The following is a 26021-nucleotide window of genomic DNA, read 5'->3' on the forward strand; positions in this document are numbered from 1 at the left end:
TGTTACGCGCCGCTCAAGCCCTTGAGCAGTGCATCCACATTCCCTTCCAGTTCTGCCACAGGATCCGCCGCATCGGTGCTCAGCACCAGCAAATGACTGCCCGACTCGGCAATTGCCGCTTTCACGGCGTCCGACGGTTGCCGATGGTGCAGCACCACCGCCACGTCGTTGTCCTTGAGCGTGGCGGTCAACTTCTTCAGATCTTCCGGTGTCCATTCGGCGTCCGGTCGCGGGTCCTGTCCGATCAACTCCAGGTTCAGGCTGCCGATCAGATAGCCGAAGTGATCGCTCAGGCTCATCACGCTCAGATTGTCGGCACTGGCCAGGCGCGCTTCGCTGTCGGCACTGAGTTTCAGCAGGCGCTGTTTCAGTGCGGCCAGGTTGGCTTCGATCTTCGGTTTGTCCTTCGGTGCCAGGCGCACCAGGTCCGCCGCCATCACGTCGGCCATGCGCCCCATGTTGTTGCTGGCCAGCCACGGCTGGCTGTTCAGGCCATCGACGTTCAGCCCCGGTTGCACGGCGATGCCGGGCAGGGCGCCGTCCACCGGGCGGGCGGCATCGACTTCGATGATGCGGATGTTGCTGCGTCGGGCAATCGGGTACAGCGGATCATCGGCCCACAGCGAGCGCACGCCGATCACCGCATCGGCGCCGGTGGCCAGTTTGCTCAGCTCCGGAGCCCCGCGTCCGGTGAAGTACGCGGTCTGGCGGCTGCCCGGCAGATTCGCCGGCGCTGCGCGTTCGAGGCTGATGTCGGTGCCCTTGAGCAGCACTTCACCCAGACCGTAGGTGATTGGCAACGAGGCCAGCACCCGCAGCGGTTTGGCGCTTTCGGCGGCGAATACGTTGGTCGTGGTCACGCTGCACAGGGCGATGGCCAGGGTCAGTTGTCGCAATGAAAAAGCCATTTATCCAAGGTTCCCTTTCAGACTGGGGACGACGCCCCGGGCAATCGCGGCGAGGGCGAAACCGATGCCGGCGACGAGGATGATCGCGGCACCGGACGGAATCGGCAGGTCGAACACGATCGGCGCAAGAATCCCGCACAGCGTACTGATCGTGGCAATCAGCACCGAACACCAGAAAAAGCCTTTGAGCGACTGGCTGAGCAGACGTGCCGCCGCTGCCGGAATCACCAGCAGCGCACCGACCAGAATCGCGCCAATGACTTTTACCGCCGCGACGGTGATCAGGGTCACCAGAATCACGAACAGGTAATCCAGAGTCTTCACGGCAACACCGCGCACCGCTGCCAGTTGCGGGTTGAAACTGGCGAGCATGATGCGGTTGTACAGCGGCAAGGCCAGGGCCATCACCAGCGAACCGACGATGGCCAGCACCGCCAGATCATTGCCGTTGACCGTCAGCACCGAGCCGAACAGCACGTTTTCCAGAATGTGCACGTTGATCTTGCCCGCCAGGATCAGCAGCAGGCTGGCACCCAGCGCCAGGGACACCGAAAGAAACACGCCGATCAGCGTGTCCGGGGCCAGGCCGGTACGGTTGCGCAGGTAATTGAGCAGGATGCCGAACAACAGGCAGTAGCCGAACAGGCTGCCGTAAGGTCCGGTGTAGGGTTCGCCGAGCAGGATGCCGATGGCCACGCCGGTCAGCGCCGCGTGACCGACCGCCTCGGAGAAAAACGCGAAGCGCTTGACCACCACCAGCGTGCCGAGGCCGCCGAGCACCGGGCCGATCAACAGGCCGGCGAGCAGCGCGTTGACCACAAAACCGTAGGCCAGGGCTTCCGGCAGGTAACCGGAGGTGGCCCAGCCCTGCACCATCAAACGAAAGGCTTCGTAACTCATCAGGCAGCGCTCCGTGGATGGGTTGAAAACAGGGTCAGCAGACGTTCCGGGGTCAGGGCCTGTTGCGGGGTGGCGTCGAACAGCACCCGGCGGTTGAGGCCGGTGACGCGATTGGCCAGACGCCCGACGGCTTCCAGATCGTGTTCGATCCACAGCACGGTGATGCCCGCCGCGCGCCAGTCGCCAAGCAGACGTTCGAACACCTGGATCCCGGCTTCGTCCAGGGCCGACATCGGTTCATCGAGCACCAGCAATTGCGGGGCGGGGATCAGGCCTTGAGCGAGCAGCACCCGCTGGCGCTCACCGCCGGACAACGCGCCCATCCGGCGCTTGCGTTTGTCCTGCATGCCGACCCGCTCCAGCGCCTCACCGATGGCGCCGGCGTAGCGTTTGCTCAGGCCGAGAAACGCCGGGCGACGCTGACACATGGCGGCCATGAAATCATCGACGGTCATCGGCAGACCCCGATCGAATTCCAGCGCCTGCGGCACGTAGCCGATAGTGCCGGGCTCGCCGGGCCATTGCAGGCTGAGCCGACCCTGATGCGGCATCTGCCCGAGCAGGGTCTTGATCAGCGAACTCTTGCCGCCGCCGTTGGGGCCCACCAGTGCGTGCACGCTGCCGGGCTGCACCTGGAAGGTCACCTTGTCCAGAATCGTCGTGCGACCCAGCGTCAGGCTGACTTCCTGAAAATCCAGAGTCGGGCCACTGCTGATGATTGAGAGGTTTTCCTGAGCCGTCATGCGCCGGACTCCTGAATTGCCCGAACGACGGTGTTGAGGTTGCCGGTCATTTCCTTTTCGTACTTGTCGGCGGTGTATTCGCCGTAGGAAATGTGCGACAGCGGGTACAGCTTCACACCGGATTCGCGTTGAATGGTCTCGACGTAAGTGGACGGGAAATCCATCTCGGAGAAGATCACCTTCACATCCAGTTCGCGCAGTTGATCGATGGTTTTCTTCAACTGGCTCGGGCTGGGCTCGATGCCGTGGGCCGGCTCGACCACCGCCGTCACTTCCAGGCCGAACTCGCGCAGCAGGTAGTCGTAAGCGGCGTGCACCGTGGCGACCCGCAGTTCGGCGTTTGGCGCCTGGGTCAGTTTGGCCAAGGCATCGGCGCGCATCTGCCGCAGGCGTTTGCCGTAGGCGCGGGCGTTCTGGGTGTAGGTTTTGGCGTTATCCGGGTCGAGCTTGCCGAGTTCCCGGGCGATGTTGTTGACCTGGGCAATCGAGGCGCTGATCGACAGGAACGTGTGCGGGTTCACCACTTTGCCGGCACCGCGCGCTGCGACTCCGGTGGCGGCCAGCAGCGGCACGTTCTCGTTGGCTTCGATGGTCTTGATGTTCGGTGTTTCGCTGGCGGCGATCATGCGGTCGGCGAAGTCGTCATGGCCGACGCCGTTGAGCACGATCACGTCCAGCCCGCTGATGCGCTTGATGTCTTCGGCGCGGGGCTCGTAGGCGTGCGGGTTGAAACCGGCGGGAATCAACGGCACGACGTCGGCCTTGTCGCCGACGATGTTCGCCACATAGCTGTAATAAGGGTGCAGGGTGATGCCGATGCGCAGGCGTTTGGCCGGATCGGCGCTGGCCAGCGGGCTCAGCAGGCAGGCGCACAGGCCGATCAGCAGCAGGCGCAGGAAAGGACGGCGTTGAGATGAACTAGGCATGGGCAAGCGGTCTTCTCTCGAATGAAGGCGAGGGTTCAATGACGATGTTCGCGGGTCACCCCGGCATCGAATTGCGCGACGATCTGTTTCCATCCGGCAGCGGTCAGTGCCGCGTCGGACAGGTCTGTCGGCGCTTGCAGATCGGCGGCGCGGTTGAGCCAGATGTCCGGCGCAGCGTCGTTCAGGCGCATCAAAAACGAGCCGGCCACGGCGGGTGCCTGGCTGTGGCCGAAGTAGGCGGTGTCGGCCAGCAATTGCCAGGCATGGCCGCCACGGCTCACGGAGCTGGCGTCCTGGGCGAACGGCGCGAAACCTTCATCCGCCAGGTTCTGCGGGGTCGGCAGCGCTTGCTGTTCTTCACGCAACAGGTGGATCTCGTCGAGGGTTACTCGCAGGTCGGCGTAGATGCCTTGCTCGCTGGCGCCGAGGTCGCGGCGGGCGTCGAGCTGATGGCTGGAAACCGGTTCGGGTTCGTGGGACACCCCGCGCCACGCCACCACGGAGCCGGCGACCGCGAGGATCAGCAGGCACATCAGCAGCACATTGAGGGTTTCATGGCCGGCACCAGCGGGGCGAACAACTTGAGTGGTCGGCGTGGTCATGGGGCTTCGATATCCGCTTGGTCGATTTCGACGACATGGCCGGGGCCGGCGTCGAACAGCACGTAGAACTCGGCGCCGGGTTTCTTGAAGGTCAGGGTTGAATCGGCGCCGAGCTTGCCCGGCACCAGGATGGTTTCGTCGTAGCCGATCACATCGAGGGTCACCCCCGGCGCGCCGCTGCCGTCGGAGAAACCGCCGGTGCATTTGATCTGCTCGGCATCGATGGCCTTGCACTCGCACATCGGGTTGTGGGCCAGGGCGCTGGCGCTGAAACCGGCACACAGCACCAGCAATGCGGTGCTCATGCTCAGACGGGAGGGGCGGCTCATGGTTTGGCTCCTTGTTTGTTCAGCCAGGCAATAGTGGCGGGGGAGGCCTGGCTCAGCGGAATCGAGGCTTGGTGCATGCTGCCGTCCCAGCCTTCCATGGTGATCCACAGTTCGGCGTCGGCTTTGGTTTTGTCCGGGACGGGCATTTGCGTGCCCATGCTGTAAGGCGTGCCGAAGAAGATCGAACCGGCGGCGCGCAGGCTGCGTGGCTTGCCGATGCGCAGGTAGGTGGCCTTGACCTGTTCGACACAGGCCTCGCACAGCGCGGCGCTAAAACCCTTCAGATAGCCGGCTGCGCCATCGGGAAGCGGCGCTTCGTTGCGAAACTCGGCCAGACGCAGGCTCCACGGACCCACCTGGACTTCGCCGATCTCGCGCTCACCCAGCCCGCTGTCACCGCGAAACAACGCCTGATCGGCGAAGTACCTGGGCATGAATCCCAGCGGAATCAGCAACAGCAGCACGTTGATGTGGAAGCGCCATTTATGCCAGATCGCGCTCAGCCGCGAAGGCTGAACCATGGGGGTGGACTTGCTCACAGGTTGGCCTCCGACGGTTCATGGTGCAGGGCCGGTTGTGCCTGAACGCGCTGTTTCTTGTTCTCGCGCTTGAGGGCGTTGGCGGTCGCCAGCGCGGTGCGCTTGGTCCAGATCAACAGCCCGCTGAGGACCATCATGCTCAGCACCAGCCCGAAGAAGAACCAGATCAGCTTGATCCACAGTCCGCCGAAGTCGCCGGTGTGCAGCGGACGCATGGATTCAGTGACGAACTCCAGGGAGGTCCGATCGGAGAGCAGGCGCGAGGCGGCCACTTCACCGCTGTAGGGATTGAGCGTGGCTGACTGGAACATCAGCGGATACCAGCCGCGTCCACGGATATCGAGGTGGCTGTAGGCGTTGCCGGGCAGATTGATGGTGCTGGCTTCGAACCCGGGAATCCGTTGCTGGGCGATTTCGATGGCGTGGTCCAGGCTGACCCGTGGCGGTGGCGAACCATCGGCGGACAACGGCACGCCTTCACGGGACATGGCCGCGATGATCGGCTCGCTGGAGATGGAAATATGGTTGTCGGAAAGAATGGCTTCGATCAGGAACCACACGGCGGTGACGGAGATCACCGCGATGAACCAGATCGACCAGATGCCACTGAGGCGGTGGAAATCGCCCCAGAAAATCCGCGCACCGTGACGCAGGCGCAGGGTCGGGCTGAAAAAGCCCTTCCAGAAACGTTTGTAGACCACCAGCCCGGTTACCAGTGACGCCAGCATCGGCAGTGCCAGAAACGACACCAGATACCAGCCCCAGCTGTAACCGTTGGTGAACGGCACCAGCCACCAGCCGTGCAAGGCTCGGGTGAAGGCACGGAAATTGAAGTCTGGTGCGGTGCCCTGAATCACACCGGTGTAAGGGTTGACGTAGACCGTCACCGAGCGCCCGTCAGGCTGACTGACGTTCACCTCCAGCGCGAAATGCGATTCGTCGGGGCGACTGATGCGTTCGACCAGCAACTGCGGTTCGGCAGTCTTGATCGCGGCGATGACCTGGTCGTAGCCCAGCAGCGGGGCGTCATCCGAGGGTTGGGTGGCGCGCATTTGCGGGTTCACCAGCCAGACGATTTCCTGGCTGACCACCGCCAGGGTGCCGGTGACGCAGACAATCAGAACAAAAAACCAGATCGGCAACGCCAGCCAGCTGTGTACCAGGAACCACAGTTTCGAGCGGGATTTTTTCGACATGATGACGGGTCTTGATTCGGTGAGAGGACTCGGCCACTACGGGCTTCGCAGCGCGGGAGTCCCTGATGGGCCGGTCGTGGCTTTTGCCTACGCGACTGGCCCGCATCTTTATAAGACGGATGACCGAAGCAAATCCCGATGAAGGATGTGAAAGTAAATGTTTCGCGACCGCAATCTCACCACGACGCCGGTCGGCGTTGTGGTGAACGGGAGGAAGGGATGGCTCAGCGCAGGAACGCCAGCGCTTCGGCGAGCAACAGTTCCGGCACTTCTTCAGCGAGGTAATGACCAGCGGGCAGAGGCTTGCCGCGTACGTCGGCGGCCACCTGTTGCCATTCCTTGAGCGGGTCGAAGCAACGACCGACCGTGCCTTCGGCGCCCCACAGCACCAGCAGCGGCAAGCTCAGATGATGGCCGGCCTCGAGGTCGGCGCGGTCATGTTCCAGATCGATGTCGGCACTGGCCCGGTAGTCCTCGCAGATCCCACGGGCGCTGCCGGGCAGGCTCAGGCAACGCAGGTATTCAGCGAACGCTTCGTCAGTGAACGGCTTGAGCCCGGCACTGCGGCTGCCCATGACGCTGCGCAGATAGGCTTCGGGATCGGCTTCGATCAGGGTTTCCGGCAGCGGCGCCGGGCGGATCAGGAAAAACCAGTGCCAGTAGGCCCGGGCGAAAGCTTCGTTGGTCTGGTTGTACATCGCCAGGGTCGGCGCAATGTCCAGCAGCACCATGCGTTGCACGGCGGCAGGATGATCGAGGGCCAGGCGATGGGCGACCCGGGCCCCACGGTCGTGGGCGAGGATCGAAAACTGTGTGAAGCCCAGCGCTTGCATCAGTTCCACGCCGTCGCGGGCCATTTCGCGTTTGGAATAGCTGGTGTGCCGCTCATCGGCCGGCGGTCGGCTGCTGTCGCCGTAACCGCGCAGGTCGGCGGCAACTACAGTGAAGTGCTCCGCCAGTTGCTCGGCGACCTTGTGCCAGATGACGTGGGTCTGCGGGTGCCCGTGCAACAACAGCAGGCCCGGCCCGCTGCCTTTGATGCGGTAGGTGATGTCCACGCCGTTGACGTGGCGCTGGTCTTTGACGAATCCGGCAAACATCGGGGGTGATCCTTTATTCAGGCGGTTGGCCTGCATCCTGAAATCGCCGGGCGTTCATGACAAGGCGTGAAGCGTGGTTCGACGGTTCATGAATCGTGTTCGCCCATCCCCGCGCGTTGCGCGGGAATGGACATTCGTTGTTGCTAACCCTGCTGGAACAGCTCTTTCGCCCGCTGCTCGATCTGCTCCTGGGTCAGGTCCTCCTTGCGCGTTGCCAGAAACCACAGATGCCCGTACGGATCTTTCAATGTACCGCTGCGGTCGCCGTAGAACTGATCCTTGACCTCGGACACGGCTGTCGCCCCGGCATCCAGTGCGCGCTGGAACGACTTGTCGACATCGGTCACGTACAGATGCAAGCCGACGGACACGGCTTTGTCCGGATTGCTCAACGGACCTTGATCGCACGGCGAGCCGAGCATGATTGCGCTGTCACCGATGCGCAGTTCGGCGTGGCCGATACCGCCGTCGGGCATGGCCAGGCGCATGACTTCGGTGGCACCGAACGCCTTTTTATAGAAATCGATGGCCTCGGCGGCCTTATGGATGCCGAGATACGGGGTAATGCTGTGATACCCCTCGGGAATAGGTTGAACGCTCATGGCGTACTCCTTGTTTTTGTCGCCCTGATTTTATGGGGGGGTGAAGGTGTGCCTTCGCCGGGGTTACCGGTCGCTCAACTATAGGCGTGTGTCGCCGGCCCGACCGAGTACCCGACGAGCAGTGTTCAGCCATCGACAGTGAAGCAACAGAATGCGCGGGTTTTCATCGTTCTATCCTGCGGAAGTCCGCTGAAAGCCCCGAAAAACAAAGCCTGTCAGTCAGGCACAGAAGCTGCAATGACCCGGTACAACACCGATACCGAGAGTCATCCATGTCTGAATCTGCCGTTTATCCGATCAACCCGCCGGCCGCCCACCGTATCGCCGACGCCGCCGAAGCCTTGCGCGTGGCCGAACAGGTCGCCGCCGTTTTGCAGGAGCACGCCGCCGAGCGCGACCGCAGCCGTGAAGTGCCCGCCGAGATCGTCGACCTGTATTCCAACAGTGGTCTGTGGGGCATCAGCGTGCCGAAGGAGTACGGCGGCGCCCAGGTGTCCTACGCGGTGCTGGCCCAAGTGATCGCGATTATTTCCGCCGCCGATCCGTCCCTCGGACAGATCCCGCAAAACCATTACTGCCTGCTCGAAGACATCCGCCTGCAAGGCACGCCGGCGCAGCAGGCGCATTTCTTCGAACTGGCGCTGCAAGGTCATCGTTTCGCCAATGCGCTGTCGGAAACCGGCGGCAAAAACGTGCAGGACATTCAGGCAACCATCCGCCGTTATGGCGACGGATTCGTGATCAACGGCCGCAAGGGTTACTGCACCGGTTCTCTCTACGCCCACTGGCTGGCGGTGCTGGCGCTGGATGAAGAACAGAAGGGCCAGTTGGCCTTTGTCGAGCGCGGCACGAAAGGGCTGGTGATCGTCGATGACTGGGACAGCATCGGCCAGCGCACCACGTCCAGCGGTACGGTGCTGGCAGAAGATCTGCAGGTGGCGCCGTTCAATCTGTTCCCGACTTATCGCTCCTACGAAAGCCCGACCCTGGCCGGACCGTTCGCCCAGTTGACCACCGCCGCCATCGACGCCGGCATCGCCCGGGCGGCGTTGCGCGACACCGTTGAATTCGTTCGTCAGTTTGCCCGGCCATGGATCGACGCGGGGGTAGACAAGGCCAGCGAAGATCCGCTGACGATCATTCAGATCGGCGCACTGGAAATCCGTCTGGAAGCCGCCGAAGCCCTGCTCGAACGCGCCGGTTGGGCGCTCGACGCCGCACGTCCGGCGCCCGATGAAGACAACGTCGCGCTGGCCTCCCTGGCCGTGGCCAAGGCCAAAGTGCTGACCACCGAAATCGCCATCGAGGCCAGCAACAAGTTGTTCGAACTCGGTGGCACCCGCTCGACCCTGAAGAAGCACAACTTCGACCGTCACTGGCGCAACGCCCGGGTCCACACCCTGCATGACCCGGTGCGCTGGAAGTATCACGTGGTCGGCAACTGGCTGCTCAACGGCATCAAACCTCCGCGTCACGACTGGTCCTGATCATGGCCGAGTGGTTCAAACACCTTTACTGGGCCGACATTGCCCAGGCCTGTCTCGACACCCTGAGCATGCTCGGCGCGGCGCTGCTGTTCACGGTGTTGCTGGGCCTGCCGCTGGGGCTGCTGCTGTTTCTCACCGGCAAGCGCCAGTTGCATGAAACGGTCGGCGTGTATCGGGTGCTGTCAGTGATCGTGAACATGCTGCGTTCGCTGCCGTTCATCATTTTGCTGATCGTGTTGATTCCGCTGACCACGCTGCTGGTGGGCACTTCGCTGGGCGTGCCGGGCACCATTCCGCCATTGGTGGTCGGCTGCACACCGTTCTTTGCGCGACTGGTGGAAACCGCGTTGCGCGAAGTCGATCGCGGCGTGGTCGAGGCGACCCAGGCCATGGGCGCCAACACCTGGCAGATCATTCGCCACACGCTGTTGCCGGAAGCCCGGGGCGGGTTGCTCGCCGCGGTGACCGTTACGGCCATCGTGCTGGTGGATTACACGGCGATGGCCGGCGTGATCGGTGGCGGCGGGCTCGGCGATCTGGCGATCCGCTACGGCTATCAGCGCTTTCAGACCGACGTGATGGTGGTCACCGTGGTGTTGCTGCTGATTCTGGTGCAGGCCCTGCAAATGACCGGTGACCGACTGGTGGCGCACTTCAGCCGACGCTGACAAAACAATTTCAACCCATAAAGGCCCCACGTTCACCCCACGACGGCCACTCAAATCTGCCTTGGAGCACAACATGAAAAAGACCCTGGCCGTTCTGGCTGCCGTTCTGTCGTTCGGCGCCCACGCCAACGAAAAACTGATCGTCGGTGCTACCCCGGTGCCGCACGCGGAAATCCTCGAGTTCGTCAAACCGACCCTGGCCAAGGAAGGCGTGGATCTGGACATCAAGGTCTTCACCGACTTCATCCAGCCCAACCAGCAACTGGCGCTGAAAAACCTCGACGCCAACTACTATCAGTACCGGCCGTTTCTCGATGATTTCAACAAGACCCGCCATACCAATCTGGTGCCGGTGGTCGGCGTGCACATCGAACCGTTCGGCGCCTACTCGACCAGGATCAAGAACATTTCGGAGCTGAAGGACGGCGCGAGCGTGTCGATCCCCAACGACCCGGTGAATACCGGCCGCGCCCTGGTGCTGTTGCACGAGGCGGGGCTGATCAAGCTCAAGGATCCGAGCAACACCCTGGCCACCCAACGCGACATCGTCGAAAACCCCAAGCACCTGAAAATCCGTGAACTGGAAGGTGCGTTGCTGGCCCGTTCCGTGAGTCAGGTGGACCTGGCCTTCGTGTTCGCCAACTACGCGCTGGAAGCCGGGATCGACACCAACAGCGCGCTAATCGTCGAGAAGGGCAAAAGCCTGTACATCGAGTTTCTGGTCGCACGTCCCGACAACATCAACGATCCGGGCCTGCAGAAACTGGCCAAGGCGTTGAATTCCGATGAAGTGCGTCAGTTCATTCTGACCCGCTACAAAGGGCAGATTGCGCCGGGCTTCTGATGGAGTGATCTGAGGGCTCCCACGAAAAGGGAGCCCTCAGGTGGGGATATCGAGAAAGTGCGCTCCCGGCCCCTGTTCGCCCAGCACATCCCCCTGATTGCGCAGCGGACATGCCTCCATCGACAGGCATCCGCAACCGATGCAGCCGGTCAGTCGATCCCGCAGCAGCATCAACTGATTGATCCGCTCGTCCAGCTCCCGCCGCCACTGCTCCGACAACTCTTTCCAGTCCGCCGCCGTCGGTGCGCGGTTGCCCGGCAACTGTTTCAACGCCTCGCCGATTTCCGCCAGTGGAATGCCCAGCCGTTGCGCCACCTTGATCAACGCCACTCGCCGCAACACTTCCCGTGGGTAACGCCGCTGGTTGCCGGCATTGCGCTGGCTTTTGATCAAACCTTTGGATTCATAGAAATGCAGGGCAGTGACGGCCACGCCACTGCGGGCCGCGACTTCGCCGACGGTGAGTTGCCTGTGCACATTTTCCGCTGCGACCATTTGAACATTGCCCCTTGACCTCTAGTTAACTCGAGGTTTTACCCTGCAGGCCTTCGAACCGCAAGATTCACCTGACAGAGTGGGGATGTCATGCAAGCACCAGCGAAAAACCGCAGCTTCACCCAATTGATCGAATTTGAAATCGAACCCGCCCAACAACCGGCGCTGGTCTCGGCGCTGACCGTGCAGACCGAGCGTCTGGCCCAGCGTTATGCCGGATTCGTCAGCGCCAGTGTTCAGGCCAGTGACGATGGCCGGCGGGTGTTGGGGTTCCTGCAATGGCAATCCCGCGAGGCGGGGGAGGCGGCGTTCCAGAGTTTCGAAACCGGTGAGCAGGACTTCTGGCAGTTGATCCGCACCCATCAGGCGCGCACCGTGACCTTCGGTTCATTCCAGGTGCTGAGCAGCATCGCCCGCAGTCATGACGATGGCTTGCACTGCCAATTGGTGGGCTAGATCGACAACTGGATCAAGCGTTCGCCTTGCAGGTTTTCCGTGGGTCGTCGCTTGTTGACTGCCAGTTCGCCGATCTTGATCAGCCGCGTGCGGGTCACGTTACGGCTCAGGCCGAGCAGCGCGGCGGTGTGCACCTGGTTGTAGTGGCAGAAGCGATAGGCCGAACGCAGCAACGCGTCCTCGACCTTTTCATGCAGCGCGCCGGCCTGTTGTTCGAAGAGCTTCTGGAAAGCGCGTTCGAGTAGCGCTTCCGGTGAGTCGTCGACATTGGAATGCTGGTCGTCCGGGCGATCGATACGCAGGTTCGACAGGCGCAGATCATCGCGCTCGATCACGCCGTTACGGCAGATCAGCAGCGTGTGATGGATGACGTTTTCCAGCTCGCGAATGTTGCCCGGCCAACTGTAGCCGCGCAGCTTGTGCTCGGCGCCGGGGCTGATGGTGATGCGTCCGTAACCCAGACGCTGACTGTAAGCCTCGATGAAATGCCGGGTCAGCGGCAGGATGTCGCCGGGTCGGTCGCGCAACGGGCTCAGCTCCAGATTGACCACGTTCAACCGATAATACAGATCCTCGCGGAAATGCCCGGCGTTGATGGCTTTCTCCAGTTGCACGTTGGTCGCCGCCAGCACCCGTACATCGATGGGAATGCTCTTGCGCGAACCCAGGCGGACCACTTCGCGCTCCTGCAACACCCGCAGCAGTTTGACCTGGATCGCCATCGGCAAATCGCCGATCTCATCGAGGAACAACGTGCCGCCATCCGCCTCTTCGAACCACCCGGCCTTGGCGCTGAGGGCGCCGGTGAAGGCGCCTTTTTCATGGCCGAACAGTTCGGCTTCCACCAGTGATTCGGAGAACGCCCCGCAGTTCACCGCAATGAATGGCCGGTTGCGCCGGTTGCTCAGGTTGTGGATGTGCCGCGCCACCAACTCCTTGCCGGTGCCGGTTTCGCCGATGATCAGCACGCTGGCTTCGCTCGGTGCGACTTGTTGCAGATGCGCGAGCAAGGCCTGGGACTTCGGGTCTTCGAAGACCTGGGCGGTGGCGCGGATCGACGTGGCCAGGGCGGGTGAGGGCGGTAGGGTCAGCAGTTGCATGGGTCTCGCTCCACGAAAGGAAATCAGGAATAGAACGTCGGCACCGGCAGGGACTGGTTCAGCGCCCAGTCGCCCAGCTCGTGGAGTTTGTAATCCAGCGGGTCGTGCAGGGTTTGCGTGCGCAGGTTGCGCCAGTGTCGGTCGAGGCGCAGCGACGCGTGGGTTGAACGGGCGCCGGTGACTTCGAACAGCCGGCTGCAAATCTCCAGGCCCTGACGACTGGCGGCGACCTTGGCCGTGGCAATCGCCGTGGCCAGGTGACCGCGTTCTTCGGCGCTGAGGTTCGGGCCTTTGGCCCACGCCTCGTCGAGCAACGTGGCGGCGCGTTCCACCAGCAGACGGATGCCTTCGAGGGCGACCCAGAAATCGCCGTAATGGGCCAGCACATACGGGTCTTCACGCACCTCGCGCACCGAGGATTTGTGCCAGACGCGGGTTTCGCTGAGGGTGTATTGCCGCGCTTCTTCAAAGGCCCCTTCGGCGATACCGAGAAACATATGCGTGAACGTCAGTTGTGCGATCAATGGGCGCAAACAGGCGAACGGGGTACTCAACGGACCCGGATCCAGCAGCAGTTCCGATTCCTCGACCCGTACCCGTTCGAACGTGGCGCTGCCGCTGTCGGTCTGGCGCTGGCCGATGTTATTCCAGTCGTTGTGCAAGGTGATGCCGCTGCGCCCGCTGGGAATTGCCGCGATCAGCAGTTTGCCGCCGTTGCTTTCGTCCACCGCCGAGGCGATCAGCATTTGTGAATCGCTGGCGCCGGAGCAGAAGCTCTTCTTGCCGGAAAACTCGCGCCAGCCGCCCAGGTCCTTGACCACGGTGCGGGTGTCCAGCGGATTGAGCGCGTTACCCCAGAACCAGTTCTGCCTTGCAGTCTGTTCGAACCACGGCTGCCATTGTTCCGGGCGAGAAAACAGGCGCACGGTAGCCAACATCAAATGATGAAAACCGAAGACGTGGGCGATCGAGCTGTCGACCTTGGCGAATTCGCGCACGACTTCCAGGGTTTCGCTCCAGCGCGCACCGAGGCCGCCGTATCGGGTGGGAATGCTCAGGGCCAGCAGACCGCTGTCGCGCAGGGCGTCGCGTTCGGCTTTCGGCGTGCCGCCGCGTTCGTCGCGCTCGACAGCGGTCAGGGCGAATTCGGCGGCCAGTTGGCGGGCGGTCTGCAAGGGGGAGAGCAGGGTGCTTTGCGGTTTGGCAGTCACTCGGTCTTCCTCAGGCGTTGGCTTTGGCGGGCAGTACATCGTTGGCGATCATTTCGCCGAACGGCCCGGTGAGATTGGTCACGCCGCGTCCGGCCAGGCTTGCATACGGCTCGGGCAACAACGGGAACACCAGCTCGGCAAAGCGGTAGGCCTCTTCGAGATGCGGGTAGCCGGAGAAGATGAAACTCTCGATGCCCAGGTCTGCGTATTCCTTGATTCGCGCCGCCACTTGTTGTGGATCGCCGACCAGCGCGGTGCCGGCCCCGCCGCGCACCAGGCCGACGCCGGCCCACAGGTTGGGGGCGATTTCCAGGTTGTCGCGGCGCCCGTCGTGCAGAGCGGCCATGCGTCGCTGGCCTTCGGAGTCGAAACGCGAAAAGGATTTCTGCGCGGCCTCGATGGTTTCATCGCTGATGTGTTCGATCAGTTTGTCGGCGGCTTTCCAGGCTTCTTCGGCGGTCTCGCGCACGATCACATGCAGGCGGATGCCGAACTTCACTTTGCGCCCGTGACGGGCGGCGCGTTCACGCACGTCGGCGAGTTTTTCGGCGACGGCGGCCGGCGGTTCGCCCCAGGTCAGGTACACGTCGACCTGTTCGGCGGCCAGATCGTGGGCCGCGTCGGAGGAACCGCCGAAGTACAGCGGCGGATAGGGTTTCTGCACCGGTGGATACAAGGCTTTGGCGTTCTGCACCTTCAGGTGTTTGCCTTCGAAATCCACCGCCTCGCCTTGCAACACGCGACGCCAGATTTTGAGGAATTCGTCGGTGACTTCGTAGCGTTCGCTGTGGCTGAGGAAACTGCCGTCGCCACGGTTTTCGTCCGGATCACCGCCGGTCACGACGTTGATCAGCAAGCGACCGTTGGACAGTCGATCCAGGGTCGCGGCCATGCGCGCCGAGACGGTCGGCGAAATGATCCCCGGACGGATCGCCACCAGATAACGCAGGCGTTCGGTCAGCGGCACCAGCGCCGAAGCGATCACCCACGAATCTTCGCAGGAACGCCCGGTGGGAATCAGCACGCCGTGGTAGCCAAGGCTGTCGGCGGCTTGCGCCACCTGTTTCAGGTAATTGAGGGTGACCGGGCGCGCGCCTTGGGTGGTGCCCAGATAGTGACCGTCGCCGTGGGTCGGCAGGAACCAGAAAACATCCATGAACAGCTCCTTAAGCGATTTTCAGCAACGGTTTGAGGTGAGCACCAAACAGCGGCGCGGCGCGTTCGGCGGCCAGACGGATGCGCGCTTTTAGTTGCTCGCTGGTGATCTGGTAATCGGCGAAATCGGCCTCAGTGGCGTACACGCCGATCGGCAGGGTCACGGCCTGGAAGAAACTGAACAGCGGGCGCAACTGATGATCGAGGACCAGCGCATGACGTTCGCTGCCACCGGTGGCGGCGAGCAGCACAGGCGTGTCGATCAGCGCATTGAGATCAATCAGGTCGAACAAGTGCTTGAGCAGCCCCGGATAGGAGCCGCGATACACCGGCGCGGCGACGATCAACAGGTCAGCCTGTTCGATGGCTTGCAGCTCGGCTTCGATCTCGGCCGGCAGTTCCTGGCGGGACAGTGCTGCGCCAAGCGGGCGGGCGATGTCACCGAGTTCGATCAGGTGACTCTCGACCGGCAGGTGCCCGGACAATTCGGCCAGCAAGGCCTGGGTCAGCACCAAGGTGCGGGACGGACGCCAGGTTCCGCCGGACAGGGCGACGACTTTCAGTGGACGCGACATGGTCAGTTCCTTTTTCAACAGTTGCTCGGCGAGCAGTGAGTAGTCACTGGAGCAGAGCAAGCGCTGTACCAATTCCTGTAAGGCCCGTATTCCGGGGCTTTGAGCGTTGTCGGTGGCTGCGCTCATGTGACTTTCAGGCCGGTTTGTTGAACCGCTGTTGCCTGGGAAACAGTTGCTGGAGCAACAGTGCCGAACGCGTTGAAGGATTTATAAAGGCTGCCTGTTATTCCGTAAAAGACTGTTAATTGATATTGATAGATCTTTAATGAATATTCGTGTCTGACTGCCCGAATCCTGATAGCCACTATTGAGAGCGTTGATTTCTGCCGAAGCGTGCCCGGGCGTAGCCTTTCTCCATCGACCCACACTGCTCGCCAGGACGCTCCCATGAATCGTTTACTGACTGTTTCCCTGATGCTCGCTGTTTCCGTTCTCGCCGGTTGCGCGAGCCACGTTTCCCCGGAACTGCGTCCTTACACGGCGGAAGAAACCCGCGAGCTGGCGCTGGAAACCCTGAACCGCAGCGGCTTGTCCTTCGAGGAATACCACGCGAAGAAAGCCCAACTGCTCGGCCAGTCACAGAAGACTTTCGGGTTTGATAACAAGAGTGAAATGAGCGCGGAGCGGACCGTACAGCTGCACGGTCGTCCTAGCTGATCCGCAACTGTACTGCTCGAAGTTTTACCCAACTGTCCGTGGGTTTGCGCGGCGCCGTGGGATAGGGTCAACACCTGAATGACCCTGACGGACTGCCTGCCATGACCCTCTCGCTCGACCTGTTGCTGGGCTTTGCCCTGTTTGCCCTTGTCACCTCGATCACGCCGGGGCCGAACAACACCATGTTGCTGGCATCGGGCGTGAATTTCGGCTTTAACCGCACCATCCCCCATATGCTCGGCATTACCTGCGGCTTTTTTGTGCTGGTGGTGGCGGTGGGTTTTGGTTTGGGCGCGGTGTTTCAGACTTATCCTCTTCTCTATACGGTCCTGCGTTACGTCGGCGCAGCGTACTTGCTGTACCTGGCGTGGAAAATCGCTCACTCCGGCCCTGTCGGCGAAAGTGAATCGGGCGAGGCAAAACCGATCAGCTACCTCGGCGCGGCGGCTTTCCAATGGGTCAATCCCAAGGCCTGGATCATGGCGATCGGTGCGATAAGCACCTACACGCCGATGCAGGGTTATTTCACCAACGTGATCGTGATTGCTGCGGTGTTCGCCATCATCAACCTGCCGAGCGTCGGCGTCTGGGCGGCGTGCGGGACCTTGCTGCGCAACGTGCTCAAGGATCGCCGCTGGTTGCGGGTGTTCAACTGGGGCATGGCGGCGCTGCTGGTGATTTCGCTGTATCCGTTACTCCTTGAAAGCTTTAGCTGACGCAGTGCTACAACCGCCGGCCCGATGCCTGTTAAAGTCGCGTTCAGGAGCGTTCCTACGCACTTTTAATGAAGCCCTACTTCTTTAACGGCATCCGATCAGGTATTGATGACGCTCTCGAACCCGGGCGCAGCTCACAAGGCTGCGCCGTGCCGTTTGTAGACACGAGCTTCCTGATCCCGGAACACGCTCTGCGAGTCTTTTTATGAATGAACGTCCACTGTATTTCGATTACGCCGCCACCACCCCGGTGGACGAGCGGGTCATCCAGGTGATGGTCGAGTGTCTGGGTTTCAACGGTAACTTCGGCAACCCGGCCTCCAGTTCCCACGCCTTCGGCCAACAGGCTCGAAAAACCGTCGAGAACGCCCGTCAGCAAGTCGCCGAACTGGTCGGCGCCCAGGCGCAACAGATCGTCTGGACCTCCGGCGCCACCGAATCCAACAACCTTGCTCTCAAAGGCGTGGCCCAGGCCCGTGGCGTGTCCGGCGGCCACATCATCACCAGTCAGATCGAACACAAGGCCATCCTCGACACTGCCCGGCAATTGCAGGACGCCGGTGTCGCCGTGACCTATCTGGTGCCGGACGCCGACGGCCTGATTACTGCGCAAGCGGTCAGCGAAGCGATGCGCGACGACACCTTTCTGGTGTCGTTGATGCTGGTCAACAACGAACTCGGCACCGTCAACGACATCCCGGCCATCGGCGAAGTGGTGCGTGGACGCGGGGCGTTGTTCCACGTCGATGCGGCCCAGGGCGCCGGCAAGGTCGCGATCGATCTGGCGCAATGGCCGGTGGACCTGATGTCGTTCTCGGCACACAAGCTCTACGGCCCCAAAGGCATCGGCGCGCTGTACGTCGGCCCGCGTGCGCAACAGCGCTTGCAGGCGCAGATTCACGGTGGCGGCCACGAGGGCGGATTGCGTTCCGGTACGCTGGCGACTCACCAGATCGCCGCGATGGGCTCGGCCTTTGCCCTGGCCGCCGAGGCTTTTGATGAAGAGAAGAAAAACATCGTCGCGCTGCGCGAGCGCCTGCTCGAGCAACTGTTGAGCCTGCCCGGCGTACGCCTCAACGGCAGCGCCAGCCAACGTATCCCGCATACCCTGAGCCTGACCTTCAGCGAAGGCGAGTTCAACCCGGCGGCGCTGAGCCATTCGATCGCGTTCTCTGCGACTTCGGCCTGCAACTCTGCCAGCAACACACCGTCCCACGTACTGCTGGCATTGGGGCACGATGCGCATCTGGCCGGCCGTACCATTCGTCTGAGCCTCGGTCGTTTCACCACCGCCGAGGACATCGACAAGGCTGTAGATCTGATCAAGACCGCCTGCGCCAGTGCTCCGGCATTCTGGGCGACAGGGCTTTAACGAGCCGACTTCGAACGGCACCGAACAATAACGATGAAGTGATTGGCAGGAGACACGATGAGTACCCAGACTTTGACCGAAGGAACGGTTCCCCAGCGCCTGGCGCACACCCGCGAACTGATGCGTCGCGAAGGCATCCACGCACTGTTGGTGCCGTCCGCCGACCCGCACCTGTCGGAATACCTGCCGGGTTACTGGCAGGGGCGGCAATGGTTGTCGGGTTTCCATGGCTCGGTGGGGACATTGATTGTCACCACTGATTTCGCCGGGGTCTGGGCCGACAGTCGTTACTGGGAACAGGCGACCAAGGAGCTCAAGGGCAGCGGCATCGAGTTGGTCAAGTTGCAACCGGGCCAGCCGAGCCCGCTGGACTGGCTGGCCGAGCAGACGCCGGAAGGTGGCGTGGTCGCGGTCGATGGCGCGGTAATGGCCGTGGCGTCGGCGCGGACCCTGGGCAGCAAGCTCGAAGCGCGCGGCGCCAGCCTGCGGACCGACCTCGACCTGTTGAACGAAGTCTGGAGCGACCGTCCGGGCCTGCCGAACGCGCCGATCTATCAACACTTGCCGCCGCAGGCGACCGTCAGCCGTGGCGAGAAACTCGCCCAACTGCGTGAAACCCTGCAGGAACGCGGCGCCGATTGGCACTTCATCGCCACCCTCGACGACATCGCCTGGCTGTTCAACCTGCGCGGCGGCGATGTGTCGTTCAACCCGGTGTTCGTTTCCTTTGCGCTGATCGGCCAGCAACAGGCCACGCTGTTTGTAGCGTTGAGCAAGGTCGACGCGGAACTGCGTGCCGTGCTGGAAAAGGATGGCGTGACCCTGCGCGACTACAGCGAAATTGCTGACGCCTTGCGCGCGATCCCGAACGGCGCGAGCCTGCTGGTGGACCCGGCACGGGTGACCAGCGGTCTGCTGGGCAACCTCGACAGTGGCGTGAAACTGGTCGAAGGTCTGAACCCGACCACCCTCGCCAAGTCACAAAAAAGCCCGGCGGATGCCGAGCACATCCGTCAGGCGATGGAACAGGACGGCGCGGCGCTGTGCGAGTTCTTCACCTGGCTGGAATCGGCCTGGGGTCGCGAGCGCATTACCGAGCTGACCATTGACGAGAAACTCACGGCGGCCCGTGAGCGTCGTCCGGATTATGTGTCGCTGAGTTTCAACACCATCGCTGCGTACAACGCCAACGGCGCGATGCCGCACTACCACGCCACCCCGGAAGAGCACGCGGTGATCGAGGGCGACGGCTTGCTGCTGATCGATTCCGGCGGCCAATACTTGGGCGGTACCACTGACATCACTCGTATGGTGGCGGTCGGCACGCCGAGCGCAGAACAGAAACGCGATTGCACCCGAGTGTTGAAGGGTGTGATCGCCTTGTCCCGTGCGCATTTTCCGAAAGGCATTCTGTCGCCACTGCTGGATGCGATTGCCCGTGCGCCGATCTGGGCCGAAAACGTGGATTACGGCCATGGCACCGGTCACGGCGTGGGTTATTTCCTCAATGTGCACGAAGGTCCGCAGGTGATCGCCTATCAGGCTGCGCCAGCGCCGCAAACCGCCATGCAACCTGGAATGATCACCTCCATCGAGCCGGGCACTTACCGTCCGGGCCGCTGGGGTGTGCGCATCGAGAACCTGGCGATGAACGTTCTGGCTGGAAGCAGCGAGTTCGGCGAATTCCTCAAGTTCGAAACCCTGACCCTGTGCCCGATCGATACCCGTTGCCTGGAACCGTCCTTGCTGACGCAGGAAGAGAAGCAGTGGTTCAACGCCTATCACGCCGAAGTGCGCGAGCGTTTGAGCCCGTTGCTCAGTGGTGAGTCGCTGGCGTGGTTAAACACGCGCACGGCCGCTATTTAAGAGGTTGAAGCTCGGGCGCTGCTGCCAGCGCCTGAGTCATGTACTCGACAAACGCGTTGACCCTGGCGGACTGGCGACGGTTCGCCGGGGACACCGCGTGTATCGGCAGTGATCGGGTCTGGTAGTCCTGCAACAGGGCGACCACTCGACCGACCTTCAAATCCTCGCTGAACAGCCAGATCGGCGACAGCGAAATACCCAACCCTCCCAAGACCATTTCACGGATTGCCTCGGAGTTGTTGCTCTGTGCATTGCCTTTGATGCGCACCTCGTAGCGTTGTCCGTCCTTTTCGTAAGTCCACAGATTCTGCGATTCGAGCAGGTTGAATTGCAGACAGTTGTGCTGCGCAAGATCCCGCGGCGATTGCGGATGTTCATGGCGTTGCAGATAAGCAGGTGCCGCGACGGTGACGCGATGGGTGGTGCCGATTCGACGGGCGATCATGCCGCTGTCGTTCAACTCGCCGATGCGCAGGCTGACATCCAGGCCTTCGCTGACCAGATCCAGGTTCTGGTCGTTCAGATGCAGGTCAATCTGCACTTGCGGGTAGCGCTCAAGAAAACCGGGCAGGCGCGAGGCGATGTGTAGCCGACCGAAGCTGACCGAGGAGCCGATCCGCAGCGACCCGGCCACCGTTTCTCTGCCGGACTGGAAGCTGAGCTCGGCAGCATCCACGGCCGCGAGGATATTTCGGCATTCGTTGTAGTACCGCTGACCTTCATCGGTCAGCGACAACTTGCGTGTACTGCGGGCAATCAGCTTGCCGCCCAACTGGGTTTCAAGGGCGCGCAGAACTTTGCTGATGGTGGGTTGGGTGGTCCGCAGCTCCCGGGCCACGGCGGAAAAACTGCCGCGCTCGACCACCCGGACGAAAATTGCCATTGCGTTGAGCTTGTCCACGGAGCGCCTCATTCATGCCGGTTTGGCATGATCACTATAGTCATTCGGCGTCTTATCGGCATGAGTCGGTTGGGAGAACATGGCTTCACTTTCTCCCACAGGAATGACCGAAATGACTGACTCACTGCACATGCGCGCGCTGATGGTGGACACCGCTAACGGTCCGCTACGCTTGGTTTCCCTTGAACGCCCCGTGGCCGGGGTCGGGCAGGTGTTGGTGCGGATCAAGGCCAGCGGTGTGAATCCGCTGGACCTGAAAATCCGTGCGGGGCAGGCCGCCCATGCCCGACAGTCGTTGCCGGCGGTGCTGGGGTTGGATCTGGCGGGGGTGATTGAGATGGTGGGTGAGGGCGTGCAGGGCTGGGCGCTGGGCGATGAAGTTTATGCGTTGGCAACCGGCATTGGCGGCGTGCAGGGTTCGCTGGCCGAATTTGCGGTGGTTGATGCGCGGCTTCTGGCGCGTAAACCGGTCAACCTGAGCATGCGTGAGGCCGCAGGTTTACCGCTGGTGCTGATTACTGCCTGGGAAGGCCTGGTGGATCGGGCTCGGGTGAGTGCCGGGCAAAAAGTATTGATTCACGGCGGTGCGGGTGGCGTTGGGCATGTGGCGGTGCAAATTGCCCGCGCGTTCGGTGCCGAGGTTTTTGCGACGGGGTCTGCGGGGCAGCGCGGAATTATTGAAGGTTATGGTGCGACGTTCATTGATTACCGCGAGATGTCGGTCGAGGACTATGTCAGCCAATACACGGCGGGGGAGGGGTTCGATATCGTTTATGACACGGTTGGCGGTGAAACGCTGGATGCGTCCTTCAAGGCTGCGCGGATCTATCACGGCCATGTCTTGAGTTGCCTGGGCTGGGGGCAGCATAGTCTGGCGCCGCTGTCCTTTCGGGGGGCGACCTACTCTGGCGTGTTTACCTTATTGCCGCTGCTGACTGGAAAGGGTGGCGAGCATCATGGCGAGATCCTGCGCCAGGTTGCCTTGTTGATCGAAGCTGGAGAGGTGAAGCCACTGCTCGATGCGCGTCGGTTCACGCTTGAGTCAGCTGGCGAGGCCCATGAGCTGCTTTCATCGAAAGCAGCCCGGGGACGTCTTGTAGTAGAGATCTAACGCAGGGCTTCTTCAACGAAGTCGAGCCGATCCTGACCGAAGAACAACTGGTTGCCGATGAACATGCTCGGCGCGCCGAAGACGCCACGCTTCACGGCCGTCTCGGTGTTGTCCTTGAGGGCAGCCTTGACCGCTTCATCATTGGTCAGTGCCAGTACCTGTTCAGGATTGAAGCCATGTTCGGTCAGCACGGCTGCCACCGTTGCCGGTTCATCGAGGCTGCGACCCTCAACCCACAGCGCTTTGAACAGGCAGTCGATGAACGCCAGGAAGCGTTCTGGATGACGCAGTTGAATACCTGTGACAGCGCGCATCAACATCAGGGTATTGATCGGGAAGTGCGGATTGAATTTAAGGGGCACGCCGTAGCGTTTGGCGTAGCGGTCCAGATCCTGAAACATGTAGCGGCCCTTGGCCGGGATCATCGCCGGTGAAGCATTGCCGGTGGCTTTGAATACGCCGCCCAGCAACATCGGGATATAGATCAGCTGGCTGCCGGTCTCGGCGCAGATTCCTGGCAGTTGGGTGTAGGCCAGATAGGTGGCGGGGCTGCCGAGGTCGAAGTAGAACTCCACGGTTTTGCTCATGGTCGCTGCACTCGTTGTTGTTATTGGAAGGGATTACCAGCGTTCGTTCCAGGGGCGCAGATCCAGCTCGAAGGTCCAGGCGTCCCTTGGCTGGCTGTGCAGGTACCAATAGTTCTCGGCGATATGCTCGGGATTGAGAATACCGTCCTGATCCTTGGTTGCGTATTTGTCGGGGAAGTTGCTGCGGATGAAGTCGGTGTCGATGGCGCCGTCGACCACGATGTGGGCAACGTGAATGTTCATCGGGCCGAGTTCCCTGGCCATGCTTTGCGCCAGTGCGCGGATGCCGTGCTTGGCCCCGGCGAATGCGGCGAAACCGGAGGCGCCGCGCAGCCCGGCGGTAGCGCCGGTGAACAGAATGGTGCCACGTTGGCGGGTCACCATGCGCTTGGCCACTTCGCGGGCATTGAGAAACCCTGATAAACAGGCCATTTCCCAGATCTTGAAATACTTGCGCGCCGTTTCTTCGAGAATGCTGCAAGGCACGTTGGCGCCGATGTTGAAAACGAACGCTTCGATTGGCCCGAGACGGGTTTCGATATCTTCGATCAGCGCAATGACGTCTTCTTCCTTGCGCGCATCGCAGGCAAAACCGTGGGCTTCGCCGCCGTCTGCCTGGATGGCTTCCACCAACGGTTGCAATTTGTCGGCGCTGCGCCGTGTGACGCAAGCGATGAAACCTTCCTTGGCGAACCGCCTGGCGATGGCGCCGCCTGTGGCATCACCTGCACCGACAACCAATACGACCTTCTTGTTATTCATGGGTGGATCCCTTTAGTAAACGATCGTTAAGTGAACGAACGTTATGCTAGGATTTGCTCAGCGTCAAGGCAGTCAATTGCGAGGATGAATGCATGCGGTACTCCGCCGGTCACAAGCTTGAAACCAAAGAAAAGCTGCTGCAAAGCAGCTCGCTGTCTGCGAAAAAAAGCGGATTTTCAACGATGGGTGTCGATGGCCTGATGAAGATGATCGGCCTGAGTGGCGCGGCGTTCTACAGTCATTTCTCGTCCAAGGATGCCCTGTTCGCCGCTATCGTCGAGCGCGAGTTGTGCCAGAGCCTGGAGCGGCTGGGCGGGCGGGGTGAGCAGGATCGTGAACGTTTGGAGCGATGCCTGAAACTCTATCTGAACATGGCTCATGTCGAGCAGCCTGAGCTGGGTTGCGCGTTACCTGCGCTGGGCGCTGAGATTGCTCGGTCGGATGTCGTCGTGCGGGAACAGGCCGAACTGTGGATTTGTCGGCTTCAGGAAAGTTGGGCGCAGATTCTGGAGAGCGACAGCCTGGCCTGGGCCATTCTGTCGCAATGTGTCGGGGCGTTGGTGGTGGCGCGGATGTTGGCGTCCCCGCAGATCCAGCAACGGGTGCTGGAGTCCAGTCACGAAGAGATCGGCCGCCAGCTCGCCGTTCAGCGAGCACAATAGCGGCGGCGGTTTATTTGCAGATGACGATCATGCTTCGGCTGGTATAGCCGGCGGGGTTGAGACCGAAGGGATAATCACCCGGCTCTTCCACCGCATCCCCGGACTTGGCGATGACTTTATAACCCTTTGGCGCACAGGAGTTGGCGGCACTGGTGTAGCACTTGTCCCAGGAGGAGGAGAGCCCTGAACAGTTGATGTGCAGCCCTTTTTTGCCGTGCTTTACCTGAGCCTTGGAGGTCGCCGCGCATCCCGAAATGGCGAGTACGGCGATCAGTATCAAAATTCGTTTCATTACCGTCCTTATGGCGGCCTCGAGTCTGGCGCTCGGGTCTGCCTGCATTCGCTCTCGCTTGACGCGTTCCGATGTCCCTATCCGAAAAAGTCCATATCTGGCACTGAGTTGCGAGGCTAAACATGGCCTAAATGAGCGGCAAATGCCAGACCTTCGTTACAACCGCTTTCAATCCGCCGCAATCACGGGCTTGGCATGGCTGCCCATGGTCATCGTTGCTCCGACGGAAGCCAGAATAATGCACAGGATGGCCATCCATTGTGACAAGGAGAGATATTCCTGCAGGAACAGCAGCCCTGATAGCGCACCAAATGCCGGCTCAATGCTCATCAGCGTACCGAAAGTACGAGCGGGCATGCGGGTGAGGGCGACCATTTCCAGGGTATAGGGCAGAGCTGTGGAAAGAATCGCGACACCAATGGCTATCGGGATCAATGACGGCGTCAGCAATGCGGCGCCGGCGTGGACGATCCCGATGGGCGCAACGAACAGGGCTGCGATCATCACTCCCAGAGCTGCAGTCGTCACGCCGTTGTCAGCGCCAGCTTTCTGGCCGAAGAGAATGTAAAGCGCCCAGCAAACACCCGCACCAAGCGCATAGGCCACACCGGTAAGGTCTAGACCCGCTGTCGCTGCACCTGTAGGTATCAATAGCAGCAATCCGACGGCCGCGAGGGCAATCCAGAGGAAGTCGATTGCACGACGGGAAGCGTAGATGGCGACGGCCAGCGGCCCGGTGAACTCCAGCGCCACCGCAATGCCGAGCGGCACGGTGCGCAAGGACATATAGAAGAGGAAGTTCATGCCGCCCAACGCCATCCCGTACACGATCACGGTGCGCAGCGATTTGGCCGTCAGCTTTGCCCTCCAGGGTCTCAGCAATAGCAGCATGATCACGCTGGCGAACATCAGGCGTAGCGTCGTTGTGCCTTGGGCGCCCACGATGGGGAACATGCTTTTGGCCAGAGAAGCGCCAGACTGGATCGATGCCATGGCGATCAATATCAGGCCAACCGGAAACAGGATGGATACAAGACTGCGGGGTTGGTCGTTCATTGCGCGGCATCGTCCGATAGTAAAGGCAGTAGAAGGCACTAACTGAGTGATGGGCAATATACTGCGCATTCGCTGGTGTTGCGTCTATATATAAGCGGGCTTTTTGAGTCGACTGATAGAAAAATCAAATTAGGGGTTGACGGCAGATTCTGGAGGCCTATAATTCGCCCCACTTCCGGCGCAGTCGAAACGGAAAACTCCTT

General features: G+C 61.5%; 30 protein-coding genes. 10 read left to right on the forward strand and 20 right to left on the reverse strand.

The features are described 5' to 3' along the window. Nucleotides 1–2: 2 nt before the first annotated feature. From AC3WRD_RS15055 to AC3WRD_RS15100, 10 genes are all read right to left on the reverse strand, one after another. Complete coding sequence (locus AC3WRD_RS15055; protein WP_102620416.1) at nt 3–908, reverse strand: metal ABC transporter substrate-binding protein; 906 nt, start codon at nt 906–908, stop codon at nt 3–5. Further along, the gene (locus AC3WRD_RS15060) at nt 909–1808 is read right to left on the reverse strand and encodes a metal ABC transporter permease (protein ID WP_102620415.1); all 900 of its coding nucleotides are present in this window, start codon (nt 1806–1808) and stop codon (nt 909–911) included. Further along, the gene (locus tag AC3WRD_RS15065; RefSeq protein ID WP_102620414.1) at nt 1808–2551 is read right to left on the reverse strand and encodes a metal ABC transporter ATP-binding protein; all 744 of its coding nucleotides are present in this window, start codon (nt 2549–2551) and stop codon (nt 1808–1810) included. The genes AC3WRD_RS15060 and AC3WRD_RS15065 overlap by 1 nt, the downstream gene beginning before the upstream one ends. Next, nucleotides 2548–3477, reverse strand: a complete 930-nt coding sequence (locus tag AC3WRD_RS15070; protein ID WP_102620413.1) for a metal ABC transporter substrate-binding protein — start codon at nt 3475–3477, stop codon at nt 2548–2550. The genes AC3WRD_RS15065 and AC3WRD_RS15070 overlap by 4 nt, the downstream gene beginning before the upstream one ends. 35 nt (nt 3478–3512) lie before the next feature. Next, nucleotides 3513–4079, reverse strand: coding sequence for a DUF6162 family protein (locus AC3WRD_RS15075; protein ID WP_102620412.1), 567 nt, complete (start codon nt 4077–4079; stop codon nt 3513–3515). After that, on the reverse strand, nt 4076–4408 hold the full coding sequence (locus AC3WRD_RS15080) for a hypothetical protein (protein ID WP_096821127.1): 333 nt from the start codon (nt 4406–4408) through the stop codon (nt 4076–4078). The genes AC3WRD_RS15075 and AC3WRD_RS15080 overlap by 4 nt, the downstream gene beginning before the upstream one ends. After that, nucleotides 4405–4929 carry a PA2404 family protein gene (locus AC3WRD_RS15085; protein WP_173861326.1) on the reverse strand — a complete coding sequence of 175 codons (525 nt, stop codon included), beginning with the start codon at nt 4927–4929 and terminating at the stop codon, nt 4405–4407. The genes AC3WRD_RS15080 and AC3WRD_RS15085 overlap by 4 nt, the downstream gene beginning before the upstream one ends. Nucleotides 4930–4943: 14 nt before the next feature. Then, nucleotides 4944–6143 carry a PepSY-associated TM helix domain-containing protein gene (locus AC3WRD_RS15090; RefSeq protein WP_102620410.1) on the reverse strand — a complete coding sequence of 400 codons (1200 nt, stop codon included), beginning with the start codon at nt 6141–6143 and terminating at the stop codon, nt 4944–4946. Nucleotides 6144–6367: 224 nt separating this feature from the next. Further along, nucleotides 6368–7243 carry an alpha/beta fold hydrolase gene (locus AC3WRD_RS15095; protein WP_102620409.1) on the reverse strand — a complete coding sequence of 292 codons (876 nt, stop codon included), beginning with the start codon at nt 7241–7243 and terminating at the stop codon, nt 6368–6370. A 143-nt stretch (nt 7244–7386) separates the two neighbouring features. After that, nucleotides 7387–7845 (reverse strand): VOC family protein, encoded by a 459-nt coding sequence (locus AC3WRD_RS15100; protein ID WP_096821131.1) that lies wholly within the window; start codon nt 7843–7845, stop codon nt 7387–7389. 272 nt (nt 7846–8117) lie between these two features. Here AC3WRD_RS15100 and AC3WRD_RS15105 point away from each other — a divergent pair, with 272 nt between their 5' ends. From AC3WRD_RS15105 to AC3WRD_RS15115, 3 genes are all read left to right on the forward strand, one after another. Beyond that, a complete protein-coding gene (locus AC3WRD_RS15105) occupies nt 8118–9332 on the forward strand; it encodes an SfnB family sulfur acquisition oxidoreductase (protein WP_102620408.1) in 1215 nt (404 codons plus the stop codon). Between the two features lie 2 nt (nt 9333–9334). Continuing rightward, a complete protein-coding gene (locus AC3WRD_RS15110; RefSeq protein ID WP_102620407.1) occupies nt 9335–10000 on the forward strand; it encodes a methionine ABC transporter permease in 666 nt (221 codons plus the stop codon). A 73-nt stretch (nt 10001–10073) separates the two neighbouring features. Further along, nucleotides 10074–10844, forward strand: coding sequence for a MetQ/NlpA family ABC transporter substrate-binding protein (locus tag AC3WRD_RS15115; protein WP_102620406.1), 771 nt, complete (start codon nt 10074–10076; stop codon nt 10842–10844). A 36-nt stretch (nt 10845–10880) separates the two neighbouring features. Here AC3WRD_RS15115 and soxR read toward each other — a convergent pair whose 3' ends face one another. Next, the gene (gene soxR / locus AC3WRD_RS15120; RefSeq protein WP_102620405.1) at nt 10881–11339 is read right to left on the reverse strand and encodes a redox-sensitive transcriptional activator SoxR; all 459 of its coding nucleotides are present in this window, start codon (nt 11337–11339) and stop codon (nt 10881–10883) included. A gap of 90 nt (nt 11340–11429) precedes the next feature. Here soxR and AC3WRD_RS15125 point away from each other — a divergent pair, with 90 nt between their 5' ends. Beyond that, nucleotides 11430–11795 (forward strand): antibiotic biosynthesis monooxygenase, encoded by a 366-nt coding sequence (locus AC3WRD_RS15125; RefSeq protein WP_102620404.1) that lies wholly within the window; start codon nt 11430–11432, stop codon nt 11793–11795. On the opposite strand, the gene AC3WRD_RS15130 is transcribed toward AC3WRD_RS15125, so the two are convergent. The 4 genes from AC3WRD_RS15130 to msuE are packed head-to-tail and all read right to left on the reverse strand — an operon-like array spanning nt 11792 to nt 15836. Next, nucleotides 11792–12895 carry a sigma-54 interaction domain-containing protein gene (locus AC3WRD_RS15130; RefSeq protein WP_096821136.1) on the reverse strand — a complete coding sequence of 368 codons (1104 nt, stop codon included), beginning with the start codon at nt 12893–12895 and terminating at the stop codon, nt 11792–11794. The two genes, AC3WRD_RS15125 and AC3WRD_RS15130, sit on opposite strands and share 4 nt — an antisense overlap. Nucleotides 12896–12918: 23 nt before the next feature. Continuing rightward, complete coding sequence (locus AC3WRD_RS15135) at nt 12919–14106, reverse strand: acyl-CoA dehydrogenase family protein (protein ID WP_096821137.1); 1188 nt, start codon at nt 14104–14106, stop codon at nt 12919–12921. 10 nt (nt 14107–14116) lie between these two features. Beyond that, nucleotides 14117–15262: an FMNH2-dependent alkanesulfonate monooxygenase gene (gene ssuD, locus AC3WRD_RS15140; protein ID WP_007955828.1), complete on the reverse strand. Its 1146-nt coding sequence runs from the start codon at nt 15260–15262 to the stop codon at nt 14117–14119. Between the two features lie 10 nt (nt 15263–15272). Further along, the gene (msuE, locus tag AC3WRD_RS15145) at nt 15273–15836 is read right to left on the reverse strand and encodes an FMN reductase (protein WP_102620519.1); all 564 of its coding nucleotides are present in this window, start codon (nt 15834–15836) and stop codon (nt 15273–15275) included. A gap of 387 nt (nt 15837–16223) precedes the next feature. On the opposite strand from msuE, the gene AC3WRD_RS15150 reads away from it, so the two are divergent. The 4 genes from AC3WRD_RS15150 to AC3WRD_RS15165 all read left to right on the forward strand — a co-directional run bounded on the left by AC3WRD_RS15150 (nt 16224) and on the right by AC3WRD_RS15165 (nt 20447). Continuing rightward, on the forward strand, nt 16224–16493 hold the full coding sequence (locus tag AC3WRD_RS15150; RefSeq protein WP_102620403.1) for a hypothetical protein: 270 nt from the start codon (nt 16224–16226) through the stop codon (nt 16491–16493). 101 nt (nt 16494–16594) lie between these two features. After that, entirely contained in the window at nt 16595–17209 is a 615-nt protein-coding gene (locus AC3WRD_RS15155; protein ID WP_085710685.1) for a LysE family translocator, read from the forward strand. Between the two features lie 205 nt (nt 17210–17414). After that, nucleotides 17415–18581 carry an aminotransferase class V-fold PLP-dependent enzyme gene (locus AC3WRD_RS15160; RefSeq protein WP_102620402.1) on the forward strand — a complete coding sequence of 389 codons (1167 nt, stop codon included), beginning with the start codon at nt 17415–17417 and terminating at the stop codon, nt 18579–18581. A gap of 57 nt (nt 18582–18638) precedes the next feature. Beyond that, a complete protein-coding gene (locus AC3WRD_RS15165) occupies nt 18639–20447 on the forward strand; it encodes an aminopeptidase P family protein (protein ID WP_102620401.1) in 1809 nt (602 codons plus the stop codon). On the opposite strand, the gene AC3WRD_RS15170 is transcribed toward AC3WRD_RS15165, so the two are convergent. After that, nucleotides 20440–21348: a LysR family transcriptional regulator gene (locus tag AC3WRD_RS15170; RefSeq protein ID WP_102620400.1), complete on the reverse strand. Its 909-nt coding sequence runs from the start codon at nt 21346–21348 to the stop codon at nt 20440–20442. The genes AC3WRD_RS15165 and AC3WRD_RS15170 overlap by 8 nt on opposite strands. A 112-nt stretch (nt 21349–21460) precedes the next feature. Here AC3WRD_RS15170 and AC3WRD_RS15175 point away from each other — a divergent pair, with 112 nt between their 5' ends. Then, complete coding sequence (locus tag AC3WRD_RS15175) at nt 21461–22459, forward strand: zinc-dependent alcohol dehydrogenase family protein (RefSeq protein WP_102620399.1); 999 nt, start codon at nt 21461–21463, stop codon at nt 22457–22459. Here AC3WRD_RS15175 and AC3WRD_RS15180 read toward each other — a convergent pair. Beyond that, nucleotides 22456–23046 (reverse strand): 2-hydroxychromene-2-carboxylate isomerase, encoded by a 591-nt coding sequence (locus AC3WRD_RS15180; RefSeq protein WP_102620398.1) that lies wholly within the window; start codon nt 23044–23046, stop codon nt 22456–22458. The genes AC3WRD_RS15175 and AC3WRD_RS15180 overlap by 4 nt on opposite strands. A gap of 33 nt (nt 23047–23079) precedes the next feature. Beyond that, on the reverse strand, nt 23080–23808 hold the full coding sequence (locus AC3WRD_RS15185; RefSeq protein WP_102620397.1) for an SDR family oxidoreductase: 729 nt from the start codon (nt 23806–23808) through the stop codon (nt 23080–23082). Between the two features lie 92 nt (nt 23809–23900). Here AC3WRD_RS15185 and AC3WRD_RS15190 point away from each other — a divergent pair, with 92 nt between their 5' ends. Next, nucleotides 23901–24470, forward strand: a complete 570-nt coding sequence (locus AC3WRD_RS15190; protein WP_102620396.1) for a TetR/AcrR family transcriptional regulator — start codon at nt 23901–23903, stop codon at nt 24468–24470. Between the two features lie 10 nt (nt 24471–24480). Here the strand turns inward: AC3WRD_RS15190 and AC3WRD_RS15195 are convergent, their stop codons facing one another. Continuing rightward, the gene (locus AC3WRD_RS15195; RefSeq protein ID WP_096821152.1) at nt 24481–24762 is read right to left on the reverse strand and encodes a hypothetical protein; all 282 of its coding nucleotides are present in this window, start codon (nt 24760–24762) and stop codon (nt 24481–24483) included. A 168-nt stretch (nt 24763–24930) separates the two neighbouring features. After that, nucleotides 24931–25818, reverse strand: coding sequence for a threonine/homoserine exporter RhtA (gene rhtA / locus AC3WRD_RS15200; RefSeq protein ID WP_102620395.1), 888 nt, complete (start codon nt 25816–25818; stop codon nt 24931–24933). Between the last annotated feature and the right edge of the window lie 203 nt (nt 25819–26021).

This window comes from Pseudomonas sp. FW215-R2 (assembly GCF_058789255.1).